The sequence below is a fragment of the Paenibacillus sp. FSL R10-2796 genome, from assembly GCF_037965315.1.
In the GTDB taxonomy this organism is placed as follows: Bacteria; Bacillota; Bacilli; order Paenibacillales; family Paenibacillaceae; genus Paenibacillus_AQ; species Paenibacillus_AQ odorifer.
Map to the genome: position 1 here is coordinate 158,770 of NZ_CP150178.1, position 23,084 is coordinate 181,853.

At 46.8% G+C, this 23,084-nt stretch carries 21 protein-coding genes; all 21 read left to right on the forward strand.

What is annotated here, in order from left to right:
* The first annotated feature begins 37 nt into the window (after positions 1 to 37).
* A complete protein-coding gene (hisD, locus tag NST58_RS00785; protein ID WP_076126836.1) occupies positions 38 to 1,348 on the forward strand; it encodes a histidinol dehydrogenase in 1,311 nt (436 codons plus the stop codon).
* Positions 1,335 to 1,943: an imidazoleglycerol-phosphate dehydratase HisB gene (gene hisB / locus NST58_RS00790; protein ID WP_036687073.1), complete on the forward strand. Its 609-nt coding sequence runs from the start codon at positions 1,335 to 1,337 to the stop codon at positions 1,941 to 1,943. The genes hisD and hisB overlap by 14 nt, the downstream gene beginning before the upstream one ends.
* A 1-nt stretch (position 1,944) precedes the next feature.
* The gene (gene hisH, locus NST58_RS00795) at positions 1,945 to 2,568 is read left to right on the forward strand and encodes an imidazole glycerol phosphate synthase subunit HisH (RefSeq protein ID WP_076126837.1); all 624 of its coding nucleotides are present in this window, start codon (positions 1,945 to 1,947) and stop codon (positions 2,566 to 2,568) included.
* Between the two features lie 42 nt (positions 2,569 to 2,610).
* Complete coding sequence (gene hisA / locus NST58_RS00800; RefSeq protein ID WP_076126839.1) at positions 2,611 to 3,348, forward strand: 1-(5-phosphoribosyl)-5-[(5-phosphoribosylamino)methylideneamino]imidazole-4-carboxamide isomerase; 738 nt, start codon at positions 2,611 to 2,613, stop codon at positions 3,346 to 3,348.
* Positions 3,349 to 4,425: 1,077 nt separating this feature from the next.
* Positions 4,426 to 5,184: an imidazole glycerol phosphate synthase subunit HisF gene (hisF, locus tag NST58_RS00805; protein ID WP_036687077.1), complete on the forward strand. Its 759-nt coding sequence runs from the start codon at positions 4,426 to 4,428 to the stop codon at positions 5,182 to 5,184.
* Positions 5,181 to 5,894, forward strand: coding sequence for a bifunctional phosphoribosyl-AMP cyclohydrolase/phosphoribosyl-ATP diphosphatase HisIE (hisIE, locus tag NST58_RS00810; protein ID WP_339245645.1), 714 nt, complete (start codon positions 5,181 to 5,183; stop codon positions 5,892 to 5,894). The genes hisF and hisIE overlap by 4 nt, the downstream gene beginning before the upstream one ends.
* Positions 5,895 to 5,908: 14 nt before the next feature.
* Positions 5,909 to 6,736, forward strand: a complete 828-nt coding sequence (hisJ, locus tag NST58_RS00815; RefSeq protein WP_248549206.1) for a histidinol-phosphatase HisJ — start codon at positions 5,909 to 5,911, stop codon at positions 6,734 to 6,736.
* Between the two features lie 26 nt (positions 6,737 to 6,762).
* Positions 6,763 to 7,713, forward strand: coding sequence for a ribose-phosphate pyrophosphokinase (locus NST58_RS00820; RefSeq protein ID WP_036687083.1), 951 nt, complete (start codon positions 6,763 to 6,765; stop codon positions 7,711 to 7,713).
* 232 nt (positions 7,714 to 7,945) lie between these two features.
* Positions 7,946 to 9,685, forward strand: coding sequence for a tetratricopeptide repeat protein (locus NST58_RS00825; protein ID WP_339245649.1), 1,740 nt, complete (start codon positions 7,946 to 7,948; stop codon positions 9,683 to 9,685).
* A gap of 150 nt (positions 9,686 to 9,835) precedes the next feature.
* Entirely contained in the window at positions 9,836 to 10,789 is a 954-nt protein-coding gene (gene trxB / locus NST58_RS00830; RefSeq protein WP_339245652.1) for a thioredoxin-disulfide reductase, read from the forward strand.
* A 351-nt stretch (positions 10,790 to 11,140) separates the two neighbouring features.
* The gene (uxaC, locus tag NST58_RS00835) at positions 11,141 to 12,568 is read left to right on the forward strand and encodes a glucuronate isomerase (RefSeq protein ID WP_076192647.1); all 1,428 of its coding nucleotides are present in this window, start codon (positions 11,141 to 11,143) and stop codon (positions 12,566 to 12,568) included.
* A 57-nt stretch (positions 12,569 to 12,625) separates the two neighbouring features.
* On the forward strand, positions 12,626 to 13,630 hold the full coding sequence (locus NST58_RS00840; protein WP_076105201.1) for a LacI family DNA-binding transcriptional regulator: 1,005 nt from the start codon (positions 12,626 to 12,628) through the stop codon (positions 13,628 to 13,630).
* A gap of 157 nt (positions 13,631 to 13,787) precedes the next feature.
* Positions 13,788 to 15,257, forward strand: a complete 1,470-nt coding sequence (locus tag NST58_RS00845; protein WP_076280345.1) for a tagaturonate reductase — start codon at positions 13,788 to 13,790, stop codon at positions 15,255 to 15,257.
* A 33-nt stretch (positions 15,258 to 15,290) separates the two neighbouring features.
* The gene (locus NST58_RS00850) at positions 15,291 to 16,781 is read left to right on the forward strand and encodes an altronate dehydratase family protein (RefSeq protein WP_076219204.1); all 1,491 of its coding nucleotides are present in this window, start codon (positions 15,291 to 15,293) and stop codon (positions 16,779 to 16,781) included.
* A gap of 207 nt (positions 16,782 to 16,988) precedes the next feature.
* The gene (locus NST58_RS00855) at positions 16,989 to 17,213 is read left to right on the forward strand and encodes a DUF1858 domain-containing protein (RefSeq protein WP_076126852.1); all 225 of its coding nucleotides are present in this window, start codon (positions 16,989 to 16,991) and stop codon (positions 17,211 to 17,213) included.
* A 15-nt stretch (positions 17,214 to 17,228) separates the two neighbouring features.
* Positions 17,229 to 18,488 (forward strand): DUF438 domain-containing protein, encoded by a 1,260-nt coding sequence (locus tag NST58_RS00860; RefSeq protein WP_339245657.1) that lies wholly within the window; start codon positions 17,229 to 17,231, stop codon positions 18,486 to 18,488.
* Positions 18,489 to 18,697: 209 nt separating this feature from the next.
* Complete coding sequence (locus NST58_RS00865; RefSeq protein ID WP_036687097.1) at positions 18,698 to 19,648, forward strand: ROK family glucokinase; 951 nt, start codon at positions 18,698 to 18,700, stop codon at positions 19,646 to 19,648.
* A 46-nt stretch (positions 19,649 to 19,694) separates the two neighbouring features.
* Positions 19,695 to 20,594, forward strand: coding sequence for an RNase adapter RapZ (rapZ, locus tag NST58_RS00870; protein ID WP_076126855.1), 900 nt, complete (start codon positions 19,695 to 19,697; stop codon positions 20,592 to 20,594).
* A gap of 54 nt (positions 20,595 to 20,648) precedes the next feature.
* On the forward strand, positions 20,649 to 21,596 hold the full coding sequence (locus NST58_RS00875; RefSeq protein WP_169744815.1) for a YvcK family protein: 948 nt from the start codon (positions 20,649 to 20,651) through the stop codon (positions 21,594 to 21,596).
* 45 nt (positions 21,597 to 21,641) lie between these two features.
* Positions 21,642 to 22,571: a DNA-binding protein WhiA gene (whiA, locus tag NST58_RS00880; protein ID WP_036687104.1), complete on the forward strand. Its 930-nt coding sequence runs from the start codon at positions 21,642 to 21,644 to the stop codon at positions 22,569 to 22,571.
* Positions 22,572 to 22,668: 97 nt separating this feature from the next.
* Positions 22,669 to 22,938, forward strand: a complete 270-nt coding sequence (locus NST58_RS00885) for an HPr family phosphocarrier protein (RefSeq protein ID WP_036687106.1) — start codon at positions 22,669 to 22,671, stop codon at positions 22,936 to 22,938.
* Positions 22,939 to 23,084: the final 146 nt, after the last annotated feature.

Consider the following 23,084-nt stretch of genomic DNA (forward strand, 5'->3'; position numbering starts at 1 on the left):
TGGCAACAGATGTTAGGGGTAAAGGGAGGAACCAGCGATGAAGGTTGTGTCGAGCAAGGACTTTAAGCTAGAGCGGGAAGTGGAGTATGGTACGCCAGAGCAAAATCAGGCGGTAAAGGAAATTGTGGCCGCCATTAAAAAAGAAGGAGACACAGCGCTTCTTCGCTATACGGAGCAATTTGACCGGGTTGCACTTACGCCGAATCAACTGCGGGTAACGCCGGAAGAGCTTCAGGCAGCGTATGGCCGAGTAGAGCAATCTTTCGTATCTGCTATTCAAGCAGCTGCAGCCAATATCCGGGCGTTCCATGCCAGACAGAAACGGAATTCATGGATGGATTTGCAGCCGGATGGCACGATTCTGGGGCAGATTATTCGTCCGCTGAAGCGGGTAGGGGTATATGTACCTGGTGGCAAAGCAGCTTATCCCTCCTCGGTGCTGATGAACGTGATCCCAGCACAGATCGCGGGTGTGCCGGAGATCGTCATGGTGACTCCGCCATCCACCGGCGGCAAGGAAGGGATTGACCCTTATATCCTGGTTGCTGCCGCAGAAGCAGGTGTGAATGAAATCTACCGTGTGGGCGGAGCACAGGCGGTAGCTGCTTTGGCTTTTGGTACGGAGAGCATAGCGCCGGTAGATAAAATATGTGGGCCCGGCAACATATACGTTGCGCTGGCTAAACGCGAGGTATATGGCGCCGTGGATATCGACAGTATCGCGGGTCCAAGCGAAATTGTCGTGCTGGCAGATGAGACCGCTGAGCCGGCTTATGTCGCAGCGGATCTGCTCTCGCAGGCCGAGCATGACGAGATGGCCTCGGCGATTCTGGTCACGCCATCGCAGAGCCTGGCGGATAACGTGGCGGCCGAAGTGGAGCGTCAGCTGCAAGAGCTGCCGCGTCAGGCGATCGCCCGTTCTTCGGTAGAGAATTACGGCGCGATCATTGTTGTGGAATCTATGGAGGAAGGGATCTCCGTAGTGAATAGACTGGCACCAGAGCATCTGGAGATTGTTGTCGAAGATCCTATGGGCCTCGTAGGCAGCATTGAGAATGCTGGAGCCATCTTCCTGGGAGCGTATAGCTCCGAGCCCGTGGGTGATTATTTTGCCGGGCCAAATCATATTATCCCAACCAATGGGACCGCACGTTTCTCGTCACCAGTGGATGTGGATGATTTTATTAAAAAATCAAGTCTGATCTATTACAGTAAGGAAGCACTCTTGCGTGATGGGAAGACCATTATAGAGCTGGCACGTCGCGAAGGCTTAGAAGGCCACGCACGAGCCATTGAGATTCGACTCAAGAACGAAGGAAAAGGTGGAGACGGATATGGAGAACAATAACGAACAGGCCCTGCGCCAAGCTGGATTAAGCCGTAAAACAAATGAGACGGATATAAAGTTGTCTCTTAACGTAGATGGAAGTGGAGTTTCAGAGCTGGAGACGGATGTTCCTTTTCTGAATCATATGTTGGATCTGTTCACGAAGCACGGACAATTTGACCTGTCTGTACAGGCGCGTGGAGACATCGAGATTGATGACCACCACACGGTTGAAGACATTGGGATCTGCCTAGGGCAGGCACTGCACGAAGCACTGGGTGATAAAAAAGGAATCAAACGTTATGCGAGTGTTTTTGTACCGATGGATGAGGCGTTGGCGCAGGTTGTGATCGATATCAGCAATCGCCCGCACTTTGAATATCGTGCAACCTATCCTTCACAGCAGGTGGGCAGCTTTTCGACGGAGCTTGTTCAGGAGTTCCTGTGGAAGTTCGCGCTCGAAGCACGGATTACGTTACATGTTATCGTACACTACGGTTCTAACACACACCACATGATTGAGGCTGTATTCAAAGCGCTTGGACGGGCGCTGGATGAGGCAACTTTGATTGATCCCCGTGTGAAGGGTGTGCCTTCTACGAAGGGAGTGCTGTAGGATGACTGTTGCAATCGTCGATTATGGCATGGGCAACCTGCACAGTGTGAGTAAGGCGGTAGAACGTCTCGGTTATGAGTGTGTAGTGACGGGTGATGCCGAGCAAATTCTCGCTGCTGATAGTGTCATTCTGCCAGGTGTCGGTGCATTTGGCGATGCGATGGGGCATCTGCGGGAGAATGGTTTGGATCTTGTCGTCAAACAGGTAGCCGCTGGTGAGCAGCCTCTGCTTGGGATCTGTCTTGGTATGCAGCTGTTGTTTAGCACCGGTGAAGAGCATGGCAGCCATGAGGGGCTAGATATTCTCTCGGGTTCAGTGGTGCGGTTCGCTCCTAGAGATGGCTATAAGGTGCCGCATATGGGGTGGAACAAGCTTAGCTTTAGACAGCCGGAGAATCCGCTTTTTGTTGGCCTTGAGGAGGGGCATGTGTATTTTGTCCACTCTTATCACGCGCTTGTAGCAAAAGAGAGTGATCTGCTGGCCGTCACAGATTATGGTTACCCAGTTACAGCTATTGTCGGGCAAGATAATGTGTTCGGTATGCAGTTCCATCCGGAAAAAAGCGGAGAGCTAGGAATCAAGCTGCTGGGTAATTTTTTAAAGATTAAGAGAGAGCGGGCGTAAGTCACGCTATAAATATAATGTAACGAAAGTGGGGAGCGCCAAATGTCTTCTTTTATTGTATATCCGGCGATTGATATCCGGGATGGAAAATGCGTCAGGCTGCAGCAGGGGGATTACAATCAGGAAACGATATACAATGATAGTCCACTAAAGGTGGCAAAATCATGGGAAGAGCAAGGTGGAAAGTTCATTCATTTGGTGGACTTAGATGGTGCGAAAGCGGGTCATCCTGTGAACGATGCGATTATCGGTGCTATTGCTGCTAATGCTAACGTTCCTGTGCAGGTGGGCGGCGGTCTTCGCAATCTTGCGGACGTAGAGAAATTGCTCGGACTTGGCGTTAGCCGCGTCATTATCGGTACTGCTGCGATTAATGATCATGCTTTTACCGAAGAGGTACTGGCAAAATACGGCGATAAAGTCGCGATCGGCATTGATGCGCGCAACGGTTATGTTGCGACACACGGCTGGCTGAATACCTCTGAAGTACGTGCTGAAGCTCTTGCCAAGGAATTGGCGGCAAAAGGAGCCGAGACATTCATTTACACCGACATCTCCCGCGACGGGATGATGCAGGGACCGAACGTGGACGGTATCCTGTCCATGGCGCAGGCCAGCGGTAAAACTGTGATCGCGTCCGGCGGAGTCACCAGTCTTGATGATCTGTTGCGTCTGAACGTGCACAGCGGCAGCGGTGTAGGCGGAGCTATTGTTGGCAAGGCGTTATATACGGGCAATATTGATCTTTCTGGAGCTTTGCGAGCGCTTGGGCAGAAATAGCGTTGGGCGAGCGCGCTAATTGATGAGCGGATGAACAAAAAGACGACATGAGCTAGCCAAGGAATAGTGGATTAATGAAACAGACAGAACCAACAGTGGGTTAAAGAAATAGACTTAACAGTAACGTAGTGAACACAAATCACTAAATCACCAAACTAATTAATAAACGAGCGAATGAACAAAAAGACAATAGATGAACTAGTAAATGAGCAGTGGGTTAAAGAAATAGACGTAACAGTAAATGAGTAACTAATAATAATTAAATGAACGCACAGAGAAGCAAACTAGCAAAAGTTAAACGAACAAACCAGCAAACCAGCAAAAGGGCTTAATAACAAAGCAACAAACCAACAAAAGAGCTAAAACAAACCAGCTGGCCAAAAAAGCAACAAACCCAACTAGCTAATGTGTTTTCACTTTGCAAAAATCTCATCTCATTACGAATGGCGTAACGACTTGAGCGCTGTTTCAACGAGGGATCCGGTGAAATTTTAATACCTGTGAAAATGGAGGTTACCCGCTAGCTAAAACCCGCTGCACAATCTGCTACAATAGGCGTAATGAGGCGGCGGGAAGGGTATTTTTCCTCGGATGATGATTTAAGTGTACTTTATACAGCTATTTTTCACATTTAGAGCTGATTAGCTAATTTAGTTGTATTTCGTGCAGCTATAACTCAGAGATGAGTTGATTTATAAGCTCATCCCCAGATTTAGTTGTACGAAATGCAGTTAAAAGAGTAGCTTGCAAAAAGGCTGATAAAATAACTGCACGTTGTGCAACTAAATACTCGTGGGCTTGCAGGTGGCGCGAGCCCTTCCGACCACATAAGGGCCAAAACCGCGGAACATGAAGGTGTTATGGGTCAAGGAAGCGGCTACGAAGGGGTTAGCGATCATAGCACATGTTCAGTCGTGTGGGCTATGGTTCAGCCGGATGGGCTATGATCCGCCATGCCAACAATCGAGGTTTCCAAAGGGCAGGGGCCCTTGGGCTCCCCCTGGGCTAAGAGGGCTTTAGGGGGACGGACACACTTTAGGTGCTTGAAACGCTTTTTAAAGAAAGGGGGATTTCATAATGTTAGCAAAACGTATCATCCCCTGTCTTGACGTTAAGGATGGACGGGTAGTCAAAGGCGTTAACTTTGTGAATCTGCGTGATGCTGGAGATCCGGTAGAGCTAGCGGCGCTGTATGACCGCGAGGGCGCAGACGAGCTTGTGTTTCTCGATATATCGGCTTCCGTAGAAGGTAGAGCAACGATGATCGAGGTTGTGCGGCAGACCGCTGGTGAGATTGCCATTCCTTTTACAGTGGGTGGAGGGATCTCTACAACTGATGATATGAAAAGGATTCTTCGTGCAGGCGCAGACAAAATCGGCATTAATACGGCAGCCATCACTAATCCTCAGTTAATTTTGGACGGTGCTCGCCGATTTGGCTCCCAGTGTATTGTAGTAGCGATAGATGCTAAATATAATGAGGCTTTTGGTGAATGGGAAGTTTACACTCATGGCGGGCGTAAGCCCACCGGCATCCGTGCTCTGGCTTGGGCTAAAGAAGCTGAGAAGCTGGGCGCAGGCGAGATTTTGCTCACTAGCATGGATGCAGATGGCACAAAAGACGGCTTCGACCTGAAGCTAACCTCGGCAGTATGCGATTTGCTCAGTATTCCTGTGATTGCTTCTGGCGGCGCTGGGAAGAAGGAGCATTTTTACGATGTATTTACGGAAGGGAAAGCCGATGCGGGACTTGCGGCGACCATTTTTCACTATAAAGAGATTGCAATTAATGATTTAAAGGCAGATTTGAAGCAAAAAGGGGTAGAAATCCGATGAGCGAAACACAAAACAATACCACATTAAGCCAAAAAGAAGCTCTGGCAGGCATTCGCTGGAATGAAGCGGGTCTGGTGCCTGCCGTTGTTCAGGATGCTAGCAGTTTAGAGGTACTGATGGTTGCTTATATGAACTCCGAATCGTTACAGCTCTCACTGGAGAGTGGCCAGACTTGGTTTTGGAGCCGCTCGCGCAGCGAACTTTGGCAGAAAGGCGGAACCTCAGGCAACACACAAGCTATTACCTCCATATCCTATGATTGTGATAGCGACACACTACTCGTGAAGGTTGTGCCTGAAGGACCAGCTTGCCATACTGGAGCTACGTCATGCTTTTTCCGTGAGATTCCTTTGAATAACCCAACAACGGATGCTTCGAAATCAGTGTCTAGTCTGACGGATGGTGAGCGTTTTGCTGTTCTTGGTGAGCTGGAGCGTGTGATTGCTGAACGGGAAGTGGAACGCCCGGAAGGCGCGTATACCACTTATCTGTTTGATAAAGGCGTGGATAAGATCCTCAAAAAGGTAGGCGAGGAAGCTTCCGAGACCATAATTGCCGCCAAAAATAAAGATAACGCCGAGCTGCGTCTTGAGGTCAGTGATCTGATCTATCATCTGTTGGTATTGCTGCAAGAGCGCAAGCTTCCACTGGATGAGATTATGGAAGAGTTGAGTACCCGTCACGAACGCCCACGCCGGGATCAGTACTAAGGGAGGACTGAGTGATGCATATTGATTACCACACGCATCATGAACGCTGTGGCCATGCCGTGGGTAAGCTTGAGGAGTATGTACAGCGCGGGATAGAGCTTGGACTTCAGCAGCTGGGATTATCCGACCACTTGCCGCTCATCCACGTAGATCCCGCCAGCTATTATCCAGAAATGGCTATGCCAATGGCTGAGCTGCCTCGTTATGTGGAGGAATGTCTAACCCTAAAGGAGCGTTACCGTGGAGTCATAGATCTGCGGGTGGGGCTGGAAGCCGATTATATCGAAGGCTATGAAGAGCAAATTCGCGAGATTTTGTCGCCGTATCCATGGGATTATCTTATAGGTTCTGTGCATTTTCTTGGGGAGTGGGATATTACGGATCACCGCCAGGTTCATGGTTGGGAAGGCAAAGATGCGCTACAGGTATATCGTCTTTATTACGATGCGGTAAAGAAGTCGGCGTTATCGGGATTATATGATATTATAGGACATATGGATGTTATTAAACGGTTCGGTTATGGCCCACAAACACCGGAGGGCACGGCTGAGGTAAGGGCGCTGGAGCTAGAGACCTTAAAGGTTATAGCGGATAGCGGAATCGCCATGGAGCTGAATGCATCCGGACTTACGAAGCCTTGCGCTGAGATGTTCCCGGCCGAGCATCTGCTACAGGAGGCCCTAAAGCTCGGCATACCGCTGACATTAGGCTCCGATGCACATGATCCTGCCAAGCTGGGGGACGGGCTGCAAGAGGCGCGTAGTATGCTTTGGCAGACTGGTTTTCGTGAGCTGGCTGTATTTGAGGGACGCCGCCGTACCACTGTTCAGTTCAAACTATAATAATTTATAATCCGCAGGAGGGTATTATGCATCATCAACAATTACGTATTTTTTCCGGTTCGTCGAATCCAAAGTTAGCGGCTGATATTGCGGAGCGACTTGGTGTTGAATTGGGGCAGATAAAGCTGACCCGCTTCATGAGCGGCGAGATTTACGTGCATTACGAAGAAAGCATCCGGAACTGCGACGTATTTTTGGTGCAATCCCTTTCGCATCCCATTAATGAGATGTTCGTGGAGCTGCTGGTGATGATAGATGCTGCCAAACGGGCATCGGCTCGTACAGTGAACATTATTGTGCCGTATTATGGGTACGCTCGGCAGGAGCGGAAGTCCGCACCTCGTGAGCCGATCTCGGCTAAGATGGTGGCTGATGTGTTGACGACCGCTGGAGCAACCCGCGTAATCACCATCGATTTGCACGCAGCGGCGATTCAAGGCTTTTTCAACATTCCGGTCGATCATCTGACTGCACTCGATTTGATCAGCAGCCATTTGAAAGCCAAGGCAATGTCTGACCTGGTCATTGTTTCCCCGGATGCAGGGCGTGCGTCTATGGCTGAGAAGCTGGCGAATAAGCTGGATTCACCTTTTGCCATTATGATCAAGAAGCGCCCAGCCCATAATGAATCGGTAATCACTCATGTCATTGGTGATGTCGAGGGACGGACACCTATCATTATTGAGGATCTGATCGATACTGGGACGACCATTGTGAATGTGGTAGAAGGCCTGAAGGAGAGAGGTGCGAAGGACAGTATTGTCTGCGCGACACACGGATTATTCTCAGGGCCCGCGCTACAGCGGCTTGACCATCCTTCTATTCAGGAAGTGGTTACGACAGATTCTATTGCACTACCTGATGACCATTCAAGTCGGTTTACAGTATTATCTGTTGCACCGATGCTTGCTCAGGCCACACACATCATCCTCGAGGGTGGTTCGATCGATAAGCTATTTAGAGACGCGGGAATTTAATTCCCCGTCTTTTTTATTTTTTGTCAAAAAAGATGTTGTAAGCAGAGTGGTAGAGTCTTTCTCAACTTGAGATTCTCGCTGTCACATGTGGTATACTGTGTGGAGATACCCGCGCCCAATAAGGGAACGGAATAGCGATTAAGGATGGAGCTCCGGCATACCCCATAGGGCGCCGCCCTCCTATTTTTCGTTAGTATAAGGAAGCTTCTTATAAGGGAGGTGCCTTGCTTCCATGATTGAGAGAACTTCAGAGTATGAACTGGGGAATGATAATGTGATTCCTGTAACTCTGAATGCCAATTTTTTCTTTGAAAGAGCCGTTCGGTCCTTGGATCGCTTTCAATATGATAAGGCATTAAAGAATTTTCGCAAAGCTGTAGAGTACGAGCCGGAGAATCCGGTCAATCATTGCAACGTGGCTGGCGTATTATCAGAAATGGGCAATTATGAAGCGTCCAACGATATTTTAACCCATGTACTGGAGAATATTGATCCGGCAATGACGGAATGTTATTTCTATATGGCTAACAACTTCGCCAATATGGAAAGCTATGAGGAGGCAGAACGCTCACTCGTCACTTATCTCGAAGAAGATGTGAACGGTGAATTTCTGGCCGAATCGGAAGAATTGATGGAGCTGCTGCAATATGAGCTGGACCGTCCTGCTCCACTTATCCGGATTAGAAGCCGGGAAGGTGTAATAGAGCATGAGCGAGCCCGAGCACTGTTGGAGGAGGGCAAGTTTACACAAGCCGTCACTTTGCTTGAAGAGATTGTGAGCAATACGCCTGACTTCCTGGCGGCACATAACAACCTAGCCCTAGCGTATTTTTACATGGGTCGTTTTACCAAAGCTAAGGAATGTATTATGCGGGTGCTGGAGCTGGATTCCGGGAATTTGCATGCACTCTGTAACTTAGCGATCTTCCTTCAGTATGAAGGTGACCGCGGGCAACTGGATGGATTGTTACGCCTTCTGGAGACCACCATTCCGTTTCATCAGGAGCATCTGTTCAAAATGGCCACCACCATGGGGATTCTGGGACGCCATAGAACCGCCTATGGCCATTTTAGACGTCTGTTGAAGGATGAAGAGGTCGGTGGCGACGCCAGTCTCTATCATTACTGTGCGGCAGCTGCCAGCAATAGTGGCCTGTATACAGAAGCCCAGCGCTGCTGGCAGAAGGCGGTTAAGCTCGATCCGGAATCGGCTGTGCCGAGATTTTTTCTGGCTCAGCTGCAGCAGGCGCAGGGGGAAGGTAAAACGCTGTCGCTGGTCAGCTACAACTATCAGCTTCCTTTTCAGGAGCAGCTGAAGCTGTGGAAGGACAACAAGGGCAGCTTCACCGAAGAGGTACGGAACAATCCGCTGCTTCGCTCTTCCTTCTTCTGGGCGCTCCGCTACGGGGATGCCAATACGAAGCTTCAGGTTACAGAAGCTCTTCGGTGGATCGAAGATGAAGAGATGTCCGAAATTCTGCAAGGACTTCTAAAGCAGCAGCCCTTGCAGGAAGAAAAGCTGCAAGAAGCGGCACTTCTTAGTCTGCAGCGGCTGATTGGAAGTGTTCCTGAAGAGAATGTGCTTCAGGAAGTCAAAGAAACCTCTTCCCCGCGTCTGAAGGGACTGCCGGAATGGAGAGAGGATTGGCAGAAAGTTATCGACCAGACCCTTAGTATGATGGATCGAAGATATGATGCAATCCACAAAAAAGATGCTGAATTACTGTGGAAGCAATTTCTGAGCAGCCTTTATCCGGATGTTCCGTTTATCCGTCATGCGAATGGCTGGTGTGCTGCCTTAGAATATCTAATCGCTAAAACGCATAACCTGCCGGTCACCTACCGTGAAGTAGCCCAGCGTTACAATGTTTCCGTTTCTATGGTCAGTCGTTATGCTCGGCGCATAGATGAGGAATGTAGTTTCGAGGGAAGTGTGAGCGACAGCCTTCCGCCATTTACCGAGAATATCTAAATCGATCATGTAGTATTTCGTAGAAACGGAGCCCTTTTTATATGTCTTGCGTAACGCTAATGTTCCTTATAGGGGCACCGAAGGCGGCTATGCTTGCCAAAAAAGGGCCCGTTTCTTCTAAATAAACCCTATTGTGAGGAGGCCACTGTTATGTACAAAACGATTGTAATCGGAACAGGCCCAGCCGGGCTTACTGCTGCAATTTATTTGGCACGTGCCAACCTAAACCCACTTGTGATTGAAGGTATGCAACCGGGTGGACAACTGACAACGACAACAGAAGTCGAGAACTTCCCAGGCTTTCCTGAAGGAATTCTAGGCCCGGATTTAATGGACAACATGCGCAAGCAGGCTGAACGTTTTGGGGCTGAATTTAAGAATGGTTGGGTGGATTCAGTTGATTTTTCACAGCGTCCATTTAAAGTGACTGTAGATGGATTGGGAGTATTAGAGGCGGAGTCAGTGATCATCTCAACCGGTGCATCTGCCAGATATTTAGGAATCCCCGGGGAGCAGGAGAATGTGGGCCGTGGGGTCAGCACTTGTGCTACTTGTGACGGATTCTTTTTCCGTGGCAAAAAGATTATTGTCGTCGGTGGTGGAGATTCAGCGATGGAGGAAGCCAGCTTTTTAACCCGATTCGCTTCTAATGTAACATTGGTTCACCGTCGTGATGAGCTTAGAGCTTCGAAGATTATGCAGGCTCGCGCACGGGATAACAGTAAGGTATCGTGGGCTCTTAACCGTACACCGCTTGAGGTTACAACCGACGAGTCTGGCGTTAAGGGGCTGACGGTTCGCAACAATGAGACGGGAATTGATGAACTCATCGAAGCGGACGGAGTGTTTGTCGCGATCGGGCACACGCCGAACACCGGATTTTTAGGGGGGCAAATTATGACCGATACCAACGGCTACATTGTGGTCAACCCTGGAACGACAGAAACGAACATCCCGGGCGTATTCGCTTGTGGCGACGTGCAGGATACCCGTTATCGTCAGGCAATTTCTGCAGCGGGATCCGGCTGTATGGCAGCAATGGATGCTGAGAAGTACCTAGAGGGTACGATGGTGCATGACTGGAGCGAAACACTGGATAGTTAATTTTGCGAGAAATCTTAGTCCGATGACATATAAGCAGGTAATCCTTTTTCTAAAGGGTTGCCTGCTTTTTTCAATATTGGCAGGGCCGTGTCCAGATATTAAATATGTTGTTTATTTATTACCGCTCGGAAGTTAAAATAACTGTAACAATGTCTTTATAAAAAGACTTGCGCATTTTAAAAATACGTTTACAATGAAGATATAATGTTAACGTGAACAATTTACACAAACCCTATTATAAGCAATAATTTTAAGTTTAAAATATTTATTAAGAAATCGACCGATTGAATAAATGTTCACGTTAAACTTTGTGTAACTCCCATTCGAACTTAAAGGAGAGCAGCAAACCTCATGAGTAAAAAATTCATGGATGAGAACTTCCTATTGTCGAGCGAGACCGCAATTAAGCTGTTTCATCATCATGCGAAAGACATGCCCATTATCGATTATCATTGCCACCTCAGTCCAAAAGAAATTTATGAGAACAAAACGTTCAACAATATCACCGAAGCTTGGCTGTATGGCGACCATTATAAATGGAGAGTGATGCGCGCTAACGGTATAGAAGAGAAATTCATTACTGGCGATGCCAGTGATTATGATAAATTTTTAGCTTGGGCTAGAACGGTTCCGATGATTATCGGGAATCCGCTATACCATTGGACGCATCTGGAGCTGCAACGTTTCTTCGGTGTATATGAGTTGCTGAATGAAGCTAACGCACCAAAAATTTGGGATGAAGTGAATAGACAGTTACAGGGTGAAGGATACGGAGCAAGAGATTTGATCATTAAATCGAAGGTGACTACGGTTTGTACTACCGATGATCCTGTAGATAATCTGGAATATCATGAGAAAATCAGTAATCTGAGTGGATTCAATGCTAGCGTTGTGCCGGGATTCCGGCCAGATAAAGCGCTTGAAATCAACCGTCCTACCTTCCAGCCTTGGGTAGCTCAGCTAAGCGAAGTTTCGGGAATGGCTGTTAAGAATTACGGACAGTTTCTTGCAGCATTGGAGAGCAGAGTGAGATTCTTCCACGCCAGAGCCGGCCGTGTATCTGACCATGCTTTGGATGCGGTAATGTTTGAGCCTACTACCTTGGAGGAAGCTACAGCTATATTCGCTAAAGCACTTTATGAAGGCACTGTAAGTGAGAGTGAAGAAAAGAAATATAAAGGATTCACGCTAGTATTCCTCGGCAAATTGTATAACGAGCTGGATTGGGCGATGCAATTCCATATTCATGCGCTACGGAATAACAACAGCGTAATGTTCGGACGTCTCGGACCTGACACGGGTTATGATTCTATCAATGACGGCGTGATTGCTAAGCCTTTGGCGGGTCTGCTCGATGCGCTGGATCGTGAGAATGCGTTGCCTAAGACCATTTTGTACTCATTGAACCCTAATGATAATCATGTTATTGCCAGTCTAATGGGTAGCTTCCAGGGCGGCGGTATTCCAGGGAAGATTCAATTCGGAACCGCATGGTGGTACAACGATAATAAAGACGGCATGCTGGAACAGATGAAGACACTTGCTAATCTAGGCGTACTTAGCCAATTTGTTGGGATGTTAACAGACTCCAGAAGCTTTTTATCGTATACCAGACATGAGTACTTTAGAAGAATCTTGTGTGATCTAGTAGGCTCTTGGGTAGAAGCTGGAGAAGCCCCGGATGATATGGAGTTACTGGGCAGTATGATTGAGAACATCTGTTACAATAACGCTGATCATTATTTTAATTTCTCGAAACAGGCATTGGTGACTAGGTAATCGTTATGATATCCTTACATGGAAGAGCCAAACCCGTTTAATAAGGAAGGTTGACCCATGGCACCTACAATCAAGGATATCGCCAAATTGGCGAATGTATCGCATACAACTGTATCGAGAGCACTTAACAATAGTCCACTAATTAAAGAGGTCACACGTAAAAAAATTGCCGAGATCGCTGCGCAAGTGGGTTACGTCCCTAATTACAATGCCAAAAGCCTTGTGATGCAGCGATCCTATACCATTGGTCTGTTCTTCACGAGTATTGCCAACGGCACAACTTCTGGTTTCTTCTCTGATACGATTCGTGGTGTAAATAGGGTCATAGATGTAGAGTACAATCTGTTCATCCGTGGGATCGACGATTATGCGGATTACTCCTCTATTCATCGCAAACGTTTTGATGGAATTATTCTAATGAGCCAGAGTGAAGCAGATAATAAATTCATTTACCATGTTGTCCAGCAAGGCATTCCAATCGTTGTGCTGAACCGGGAAATTGATGACCGTTCCATTATCAACATCATCTCGAACGACCGGGAAGGTGCTTATAATGCAGGCAAATACCTGATCGAAAACGGGCATCAAGACATTGCAATTATTGAAGGTGTCGAGGGCTTTAAATCCACACAGGAACGCAGAGATGGCTTTATAAAAGCTTTGATTGACCATAATATCCCTGTTCGTAATGACTACATGATAAGCGGTAGTTATGATATGCAAAGTGGATATGAGGCGATGGGCAAGCTGCTGGATCTCGAGAAGCCACCGACGGCTGTATTTTGCTCCAATGATGATATGGCGATCGGGGCTATGAAAGGCGTGTTTGAGCGAGGGCTGCAGGTGCCAAATGATATCTCTGTTGTTGGTTTTGACGACATTGGGTTTTCACTTTTTGCCAATCCTTCACTCACCACGGTCAAACGTCCTATTGAGAAGATTAGTGAGCAAGGCGCTCGCCAGCTGTTAAGCTTGGTCAAGGAACCCTCAGAAAAAGACGGGCGAATCTCGATCGAGACAGAGCTTATTGCCAGAGAATCAGTCAGGAAGTTGCAGAAGTAGAGGCTGCGCATAGCAGCCTAATCCTTTACCTTCGTAAAGGGTTGCTATCTAAAATTTTCACGTGTGCATATATTTAATTGATTAGTAATATAAATATGATTTTATATAGTTTATTTAATAAGTTTATCGTGTGCATTTACTATTAGGAGGCGTTAATATGAAAAGATTAAATAGTGATAATTGGACAGCTTACAAGCAGTATCCTGAGAAGGTTCTACAATTTGGCGAAGGCAATTTCATGCGCGCCTTTGTAGATTGGCAGATTCATACCATGAATCAAAAAACGGATTTCAATGGTGGAGTGGTTGTTGTACAGCCATTGGCTAACGGACTGGCAGAAATGCTGAATGATCAGGATGGGCTGTATACCCTTTATCTGCAAGGCATTAAAGACGGAGCGGCTGTAAAAGAACACGAGGTAATTAATTGTATTACGCGGACGCTTAATCCCTATTCACAGCATGAGGAGTATATGAAGCTGGCTGAGAACCCTGAGCTGCGCTTTATCGTGTCTAATACTACTGAAGCGGGAATTGCTTTTGAAGCTGGTGACAAGTTAACCGATACGCCGCAGAGTAGTTTCCCAGGCAAGCTGACGGCCTTATTGTACAAACGTTATCAAACTTTTAATGGGGAGGCTTCTAAAGGTTTTATCATCATTCCATGCGAGCTGATTGACCGGAATGGTGATGAGCTCAAAAAGGTTATTTTGAAATATGCTGAGCTGTGGAATCTTGGAGAAGGTTTTGTGAACTGGTTGAATGAAGCTAATACCTTCTGCTGCAGTCTGGTGGACCGCATTGTTCCCGGTTATCCAAGAGACAGCATTGCCGAGATTACAGAAGAGCTGGGTTATGAGGATAAGCTGGTCGTTGTCGGCGAGCAATTCCATCTTTGGGTGATTGAAGGGCCACAGTGGATTAAAAAGGAGTTCCCGGCTGAACTAGCAGGTCTTAATGTGCTGGTGGTGGATGACATGGCCCCTTATCGCACTCGTAAAGTGAGAATTTTAAACGGAGCTCATACAGCTATGACACCAGTAGCGTATTTGTACGGTATTGATACGGTTGCTGAAGCCATTGAGCACGAAGAGGTTGGGGCGTACGTGAAGTCCTTAATCTATGATGAGATTATTCCAACGCTGGATCTGCCGGCAGAGGAATTGAATTCTTTTGCAGACGCGGTATTAGAAAGATTCCTGAACCCTTATGTGCAGCATTACTTGATGAGCATTTCCCTTAATTCTATATCGAAGTTTAAGACAAGAGATCTGCCTTCTTTACTGCAATATGTAGAGGCCAAAGGACAATTGCCTGAAAAGCTTGTCTTCTCATTGAGCGCATTAATTGCCTTCTATAGAGGACGCAGAGGGGAAGAAAACATTCAACTGGCTGATGATGCGGATATTTTGGAATGGTTCGCCTCCTTATGGGGAGGATGGGATGGCACAGACACCGGGCTGCGCGCACTGGCCGTCGAAGTACTTGCCGCAACCAATCGCTGGGGCTGTGACCTGAATGAAGTGGCTGGACTTACTGACAAGGTGACAGAAGGACTGATTGCGATTGAGAAAAATGGCATGAAGCAAGCCTTAAAAGCGTTCGTGAAGAGACCGGCACACAACTAATACCCTGGAGGTGACAATGATATGATCAAGACGATGAAAGAAGTATTGCAGATTAATGAGGCTGATAATGTCGCTGTTGCACTAAAAGACTATAAAGCAGGCGACACCATTGTGATTGGTTCAAAAGAGATTAAAATTACTGAAGATATCGCTAGAGGCCATAAAATTGCACTATCCAGCATTAGCGAAGGTGAAAATGTATTGAAATATGGTTACCCCATTGGTCATGCTATAGCGTCTATCGCGCCGGGGCAGTGGGTGCATACCCATAACACTAAGACAAACCTAACAGGGGTAGAGGAATATACCTTTGAGCAGAAGCTGACGCCGAATCCTTTTGCAGCGGAGAATTTGACCTTTAAGGGCTATCGGCGCTTTGATGGATCTGTAGGTATCCGCAATGAGCTGTGGATCGTCCCTACTGTTGGTTGTGTGAATGGAGTGGCGGAGCAGATCATCAATATTTTCAAAGCAGAGGTTGGAGATATCGCACCTTTCGATAACGTGCTCGTGCTTAAGCATAACTACGGTTGCTCCCAGCTGGGCGATGATCATGACAATACACGTACGATTCTGGCTAACGCGGTTAAACACCCGAATGCGGGCGGCGTGCTTGTGCTCGGATTGGGCTGTGAGAATAACAATTTGCATATTTTTAAAGACATGCTGGGCAGCTATGATGAGGATCGTGTGCGTTTCCTTGTCTCCCAGGAGGTTGGGAATGAGATTGAAGAAGGCGTGAAGCTGCTGAAGGAAATCTATAATAATGTCCAAGGCGATCAACGGGAAGAGGTATCACTCTCCGAGCTGAAGATCGGTCTGAAATGTGGAGGCTCCGACGGGTTATCCGGTATTACTGCGAATCCGCTCCTTGGACGTCTGTCTGATTATATGGCTGCTCAAGGCGGGACCACTGTACTGACAGAAGTGCCTGAAATGTTTGGTGCCGAAAAAATTCTAATGGAACGTGCTGCGGACGAAACTATTTTCAACAAAATTGTCGATCTCATTAATGACTTTAAGCAGTATTTTATGGACTATAAACAGCCGGTATATGAAAATCCTTCTCCAGGGAATAAAGCCGGAGGAATTACTACGCTTGAGGATAAATCATTGGGTTGTACTCAAAAATCGGGGAACGCTACAGTTATGGATGTCCTCAAGTACGGGGAGCTTATCACTAATAAAGGCTTAAATCTCCTTAACGCACCTGGCAATGATCTTGTGGCTTCCTCTGCACTGGCTGCTGCTGGCTGCCAATTGGTGATCTTTACGACCGGGCGGGGAACACCATTTGGTACATTCGTGCCAACGATGAAGGTATCTACCAATACCCCATTGTATGAAGGCAAACGTCATTGGATCGATTTTAATGCAGGTGTGTTGGTGGAAGATGGTTCTCCAGATGAGGTCCTGCGCAGCTTCATAAACTATATTATTGCGGTGGCCAGCGGTGAATGGGTTAATAATGAAAAGAATAATTTCCGTGAGATCTCCATATTCAAAACAGGAGTAACGCTATAATAAATCATTAATTAATGACAAATCAGGCTGTCTCTTATGCTTTTTAAGCGTAGGGGGCAGTTTTTTTAGGTTCACAGCATACATAATCCGTCTTAAAAAGAACGATAATTGCTTTCTTTTGAATTAGTGATTGCAATCACAATGGTCCTGTACGGCCTGTGCTAATCTTTTATTGAGAATAGTTCTCACATAAAGGAGAAGAGTCAGATGGAAAAAGTGCTGAGTTTGGATGAATCTATATTCGAGATGGTATCACGGCATCCGGAGGTCATCGAGATTATGGTAGAGCTGGGCTTTAAGGATATTGCCAAGCCTGGCATGCTGCAGACTGCTGGCCGTTTCATGACCTTATCCAAAGGAATTAAGCTGAAAAAAATGGATCTCGAGCACGTGAAGCAAACTTTTGAACGTCATGGTTTCGGGATTATTTAATAAAGGAGTGTTAATATGAGCGAACTGATTAACAACCGTGAAGTTGATGTGCCGGAACAGACTCGTCGCCAGGCTATGCTTAAGGAGATTATTAAAGAGCTGCATGCAGGGAAAAGTGTAGAAGAGGTTAAGGCGCGATTCGCCGAAGCTGTGGGTGATGTTACCGTAGCGGAGATTTCCGCGATGGAGCATTCATTAATGACCGAAGAAGGAATTCCGGTATCCGAGGTCCAACGTCTTTGTTCGGTGCATACAGCCATTTTTAAAGGCTCTATTGAGCAAATTCACCGCTCGTCCCAGCCCGAGGAGCAGCCAGGCCATCCAGTACACACCTTCAAATTGGAGAATCGTGAGATCGAAAAACTTGTTAACTTCCGCATGGATCTGCACGCAACAAAGTTTCAAAAGAATGATAGTGAGGAACTGATCTTCAAATTGTTGGAGGATCTTAGCTTGCTGCTGGATCTTGATAAACACTATAGCCGAAAAGAAAATCTGCTGTTCCCATACCTCGAAAAATACGGCATTTATGGCCCAACCAAGGTAATGTGGGGAGTGGATGATAATATCCGCCGTATGATTAAAGAGGCAAAAGCTGCGCTCAGCACTTATAGCGGAAACGCAGCAGAAATAGGCATTCAGCTTGAGGAGATCATCAAGGAAGTTAATGAAATGATCTTTAAGGAAGAAAATATTCTATTGCCCATGGCCCTGGACAAACTGACGGAAGATGAATGGGTCAAAATCGCCCGGGAGAGTGATGAGATCGGGTTCTGCCTAACCGCACCGGAGCAGGAGTGGATCCCTGAGCGGGCCGCTGAGCCGGACGGCACAGTGCTGGAAGAAACAGAAGGAGCTACGCCGCAAGGCGGGTTCATCCGTTTTGAGACAGGGTTGTTGTCACTGCATCAGCTGGAGACCGTACTCAACCATCTTCCTGTAGATCTAACCTTCATTGATGAGAATGATGTTGTCCGATATTTTTCACACGGGAAGGAACGTATCTTTGCCCGAACTAAAGCGGTTATCGGCCGTACAGTACAGAACTGTCATCCCCCGCAAAGTGTTCATGTGGTAGAGAAGCTTTTGGAAGACTTTAAGGCAGGCCGTAAGGATGCTGAAGACTTCTGGATCAATATCAAGGATAAGTTTATCTACATCCGTTACTTCGCTGTACGAGACGAGTCAGGCCAATATATGGGCACGCTAGAGTTCACACAGAATATCGCTCCAATCCGAGCATTAGAGGGCCAAAAGCGCATTTTATCAGAATAAATCGGTGCGTTGGGTTATTTTCCAGATAATAATATAGGTACAAGACTCTCTTACTTAGGCGTAAGGGGGTCTTTTTAGAATATAATAGAGTATACTCTTAAAATAAGGAATTCCCGGGTGTGTTGTCTTTCCTTGACCACAGAGAGGGCTTCTATTATAGTTGGTACTTAGGATTAACTATTTTAGTATAAAAAAAGGTGGCTTGTTACATGTCTGAGAATATCTACGTTGGCGTGGATTTGGGTGGAACTGCAATTAAGGTTGGAATCTGTAATGCTGAAGGTACCCTGCTACATACTTATGAGGGACCTACAGGAACTGCAGAGGGTGTCGATACTGTTATCGATAATATCGAGAAGTATGTACGCCAAATTGTGGAGGATTCCCCGTACTCTTGGGATCAGCTTGCAGGTGTAGGAGCGGGTGTAGCCGGGTTCACAAATATTCGTGAAGGAATCATCATCCTTGCGCCTAACATAGGATTTAGAGATGTGCCGATCCGTTCCATTTTGGAAGATCGTTGGAACAAGCCTGTCAAAATAGACAATGATGCGAATGTGGCTGCACTGGGCGAAGCTTGGAGCGGTGCGGGACGTGGCGTTGATAACTGTGTCTGCTATACGCTTGGAACAGGTGTCGGTGGCGGAATCATTATTAATGGAAAGATTTATCAAGGCTTTGCGGGATTAGCTGGTGAGCTTGGTCATATCACAGTAGTGCCGGATCTGGAAGCTATTCAATGCGGCTGTGGCAACATGGGCTGTCTGGAAACCGTTTCCTCCGCTACAGGTATTATCCGCATGGCTAATGATGCAGTAGCTCGTGGCGATCGTACTTCCCTCTCTATGGTAGAGAAGATTGCTGCGAAAGAAGTCTTTGATGCGGCTAAGGCTGGCGATGAAGTAGCTATCCGTATAGTGAATCGTGCAGCGTACTATCTGGGTAAATCCATGGCTTCTGTTGCGGCTGTGCTTAACCCTGAAGTATTTATCGTTGGCGGCGGTGTGTCTAAGGCTGGAGATATTCTATTTGATGAGGTTCGTCGTGTGTTTGCGAAATTGACACCGGCTCCGCTTCAAACTGGTGTTTCGATTATTCCAGCTGAGCTAGGCAATGACGCAGGTATTGTTGGGGCTGCCGGCCTTTTGCTGCGTTCTTAAAAGACGGGAAGTATTCATATACTAAATCTAGGGAGGGGACGCTTTTATGACCGAATTGGACAATACCCCAACGGCTGGAGCCACCCTGATTATTATTACGGGAATGTCAGGTGCGGGGAAGACAATTGCTGTACAGAGTCTGGAAGACCTAGGGTTCTTCTGTGTCGATAATTTACCACCGGTGCTGATTCCCAAGTTCGCAGAGCTAATTGAACAGTCGAAGGGTAAGATTGCCAAGGTAGCCCTTGTAATTGACCTGCGTGGTCGAGAATTCTTCACTGCTTTGTCTGAGTCTCTTGCCTATATCAAGGATGAGTCAACCATTGGCTGTGAGATCTTGTTTTTGGATGCTACAGATTCAGTACTTGTTCAGCGTTACAAGGAAAGTCGACGTCATCATCCATTAGCACCTAAGGGGCTGCCGCTTGATGGTATCAAGCTAGAACGTAAAATGCTTGAAGAATTGAAAAATTCAGCTACGTTATGTTTAGATACCAGCAGTATGAAGCCCGTGCAGCTTAAGGAGAAGATCGTTTCACGGTTTTCGCATCTAGGAAAAAGTACGCTTTCCGTCAATATTACATCCTTCGGATTTAAGTACGGTATCCCTATTGATGCAGATCTTGTCTTCGATGTCCGCTTCTTGCCTAACCCACATTATGTGGACCATCTGCGGCCTAAAACCGGCCAGGACAGTGAAGTCTACGATTATGTAATGAAGTGGCCTGAAACACAGGTGTTCCTGACCAAACTGCTCGATATGCTTCATTTTCTAATTCCGCAATATCGTAAGGAAGGTAAGTCCCAGATTATCATTGGCATTGGCTGTACGGGAGGTAAACACCGTTCCGTAGCCATATCCGAGTATTTGGGTAAAATGCTGGGCGTTAGCGAGACGGAATCCGTAACCGTTAGTCATCGGGATTCCGAGCGTGATCGGCACTAGAGAGAAGGGGTCATAGTGGCTGAAGAACAAAGACAGCGTCCACGTATCGTCGTTATGGGCGGTGGCACGGGGTTATCTGTTATGCTTCGTGGTTTAAAAGAGAAGCCATTAGATATTACTGCTATTGTTACCGTTGCCGATGATGGGGGAAGCTCAGGTATTTTGCGCAGTGAACTGCAAATGCCTCCTCCTGGGGACATCCGCAACGTATTGACAGCTATGGCTGATGTTGAGCCGCTCATGGCAGAGATTATGAGATACCGTTTCAACACGGGTGAGGGACTAGCTGGTCATAGTCTCGGCAACTTGATTCTTGCTGCGCTCACGGATATATCCGGCGATTTCGTTACAGCTGTACGGGAGCTCAGTCGATTATTCGCTGTTCGCGGCCGGGTATTGCCTGCGGCCGGTGAAGCTGTAATCCTGCATGCAGAAATGTCGGACGGCACGATTATCACGGGGGAGTCCAAAATCCCTGAAGCTGGCGGGATCATCAGACGAGTGTCCTTGGAGCCGCCAGATGTAGAACCGTTGCCCGAAGCGCTTGAGGCGATTCGGAATGCAGATGCGATCCTGCTGGGTCCTGGCAGTCTGTATACGAGCATTCTTCCCAACCTGCTTGTTCCGAAACTGGCAGAAGCGGTTGTATCTTCGAATGCTATCAAAATTTTCGTCTGCAACGTAATGACTCAGCCGGGTGAAACGGATAACTATACCGTCAGCGATCATCTTCAAGCTGTATATGATCATATCGGGATCGATTTATTCGATTATGTTATTGTTAATGACGGTGAGATTCCGGAACAGGTCCAGACGAAGTACGCCGAGAAGGGCGCGCGCCCGGTGCAGCTTGATAAAGAAGCGCTGGATGGCAATGGATACAAGGTTATAGCCGATAAACTGGTTTTATTCCGAACTTATTTGAGACATGATACCGATAAGCTTAGTCATCACATTTATCAGCTTGTGCAGGATTGGATAAACAGAAACCCTAGGGTATAACTTATAGATGAGAACGAAGTACTTATCAAGAAAGAGGTGAGACCCTTGTCTTTTGCGGCCCTTACCAAAAAAGAGCTGACGATGGTGGAGAGTGAACCCTGCTGCGAGAAGGCGGAAATGTCAGCGCTTATCCGTATGAATGGATCTGTGCAGCTTTCAAGCAAAAAGGTTATTCTCGACATTTCGACGGAGAACGCCGCGATTGCAAGGCGGGTATATTCTTTACTTAAGAAATATTACCAGGTCCATATTGAGCTACTCGTGCGTAAAAAAATGCGTTTGAAGAAAAATAACGTCTATATCGTCAGAATCCCAAACCGTGTACAAGAGATCCTAAAGGATCTTAGAATTGTGTCGGAAGGATTTATTTTTACTGATGGTATTGATGATGAGATTGTTGGGAATAACTGCTGCAAGCGTGCTTATTTGCGCGGTGCCTTTCTGGCTGGCGGATCGGTTAATAATCCGGAAGGCTCCTCCTACCATTTGGAGATTTCCTCGATGTATGAGGAACATTGTAAAGCATTAGTGGATCTGGCTGGGGAATTCCACCTAAACGCACGCTGCATCGAACGTAAAAAAGGGTTCATTCTTTACATTAAAGAAGGCGAGAAGATTATTGAATTCTTAAGTTTGATTGGAGCGCATCAGGCGCTGTTCAAATTTGAGGATGTAAGAATTATGCGCGATATGCGTAATTCCGTGAATCGGATCGTGAACTGCGAGACTGCAAATCTCAACAAAACAATAAGTGCTGCGGTGCGGCAGATTGAAAATATCAAGCTGTTGCAGCGAGAAATGGGACTGGAGAATTTGCCGGATAAACTGCGTGAAGTAGCAGAAATTCGAATGGCGCATCCAGATATCAACCTCAAGGAGGTTGGTGAAATGCTCAAAGGTACAGTCAGTAAGTCGGGAGTAAATCATCGGCTTCGTAAGATTGATGAGCTGGCGGACAAGGTTCGAGGCGGCTAATTACTTTTTTTCTAGTGTGGTTTACGTTATAATGATATAATAATATAAAATTAATGTGAAACTTTTGGGGAGAACTCAATTAGGGGGTAAGCGTTTCATGACAAAGCACCCGGTAGTTGTTCGGTTGAAGACAGGGCTTCATGCCCGACCGGCAGCATTGTTTGTGCAAGAAGCTAACAAGTTTTCGTCGGAGATTTTCGTGGAAAAAGATGATAAAAAAGTAAATGCTAAAAGTATTATGGGGATTATGAGCCTCGCTATCAGTTCCGGCACGGAGATTTACATTAGCGCGGACGGTGCGGATGCCGATCAAGCTGTAAACGCTTTGACAAGTCTGGTCAGCAAAGAAGAGCTTGAGAACCAATAATAGGAAGACAACATCGTTTCTGCTAGGAAGACTTTATTTATCGCATGACCAAAAGCCCTTCGGGGCTTTTTTTAATACCAAAAAATAGATGGAGAACGTGCAACATTTACCAAAATGACTCGTCTAGAGGATAATAACAAAACACA